Below are 1,128 nucleotides of genomic sequence, written 5' to 3'. Positions count from 1 at the left end.
GCCGTCTTCGTTCAGCGTGTAGCGCTCGATGAAGTAGTTGCCGCCATCGAGGACCTCATCGGTGAAGACGTGGCCGGTGTTGATCTGCGACAGGCCGTACTTGTCGCCGGGCAGAGCGGCGAAGGCCGAGGTGCTGATCAGCGTGGCGGCGAGTGCGATGATTGCCGTTTTCATGGGTTCTTTCCTTTTTCTTGTCGTGGCCCCAACCATTGGAAGCCTTGTCTGGTGAACAGCGCCGGTCGGTTTCGTTTGGTTCGGCGCGTCCGATGACCGGAAATTGGCGAGGTGCCTGGACAAATACCAATCACGAAAAAACGAGCCGGACGTGCTCGAACGCCGAGATCACGCACTTGGTGATCGCATGCAGGGAAGGGAAAAAGCGCCAAAATTCAAAGCGTTGGGGAAATGGCCCGGCGATGACGTTCGATCAACCGCGCTCACGTTCACAAAATGCGGACGCTGCGTTGATCGCATGTGATCGCGGATCGGGGCGTTTTTGCGCAAATGAGCTGCGTTTGGGCGCGCCCGAAGGCGCCTTTCGGCGATGCGCGGCGCCCCCGCGCCTGCGAATATGCGCCCGACCAGCCTCTTCGGACGCCGCCGAAAGCCGGCTTCGTGAACGGAAAATTGCCAGCCGGCCTGTAAGCCGGGTTCTGTGAGCCGCTATTGGCGGCCCGGCAGCCATTCATCTGGGGCGCCCGTCGCCGGACGCCTCGTGCAACCCACCCGGACGGCTGGTGCGGAGCCACTGGGCGAGAACGCCCGCGCCGTCCCTATTCGGTCTTGCTCCCGGTGGGGTTTACCCTGCCATGCCCGTTGCCGGCCATGCGGTGGGCTCTTACCCCACCCTTTCACCCTTACCTCAGCAATTTGCGCAGCAAATGCGAAAGGCGGTCTGCTTTCTGTGGCACTGTCCCTGGGGTCGCCCCCGCCGGACGTTATCCGGCACCGTTGCTCCATGGAGCCCGGACTTTCCTCGACGCCCGCCTTTCGGCACTGGAACGCCGCGGCTGCCCGGCCGACTGGCAATGGCCGTCTCTAGCGGAAAGATGCGGGCTTCGCAAACGCGGTGCCTAGAGCGGTTCGTTTTTAGATGGAAGCGGTTTGATGGACAGAGTTTTTCGCCGC

General features: G+C 62.3%; 1 other RNA gene. It reads right to left on the bottom strand.

Going from position 1 to position 1,128, the window contains the following annotated elements:
• Window positions 1–626: 626 nt before the first annotated feature.
• An RNA gene (gene rnpB / locus AC5E6L_RS07195) (RNase P RNA component class A) lies at window positions 627–1,026 on the bottom strand.
• Window positions 1,027–1,128: the final 102 nt, after the last annotated feature.

The sequence above is a fragment of the Roseitalea sp. genome (genome assembly GCF_984466335.1).
The sequence above is the reverse complement of the archived record's forward strand: the minus strand, read 5'-3'. Positions and strand labels throughout refer to the sequence as shown.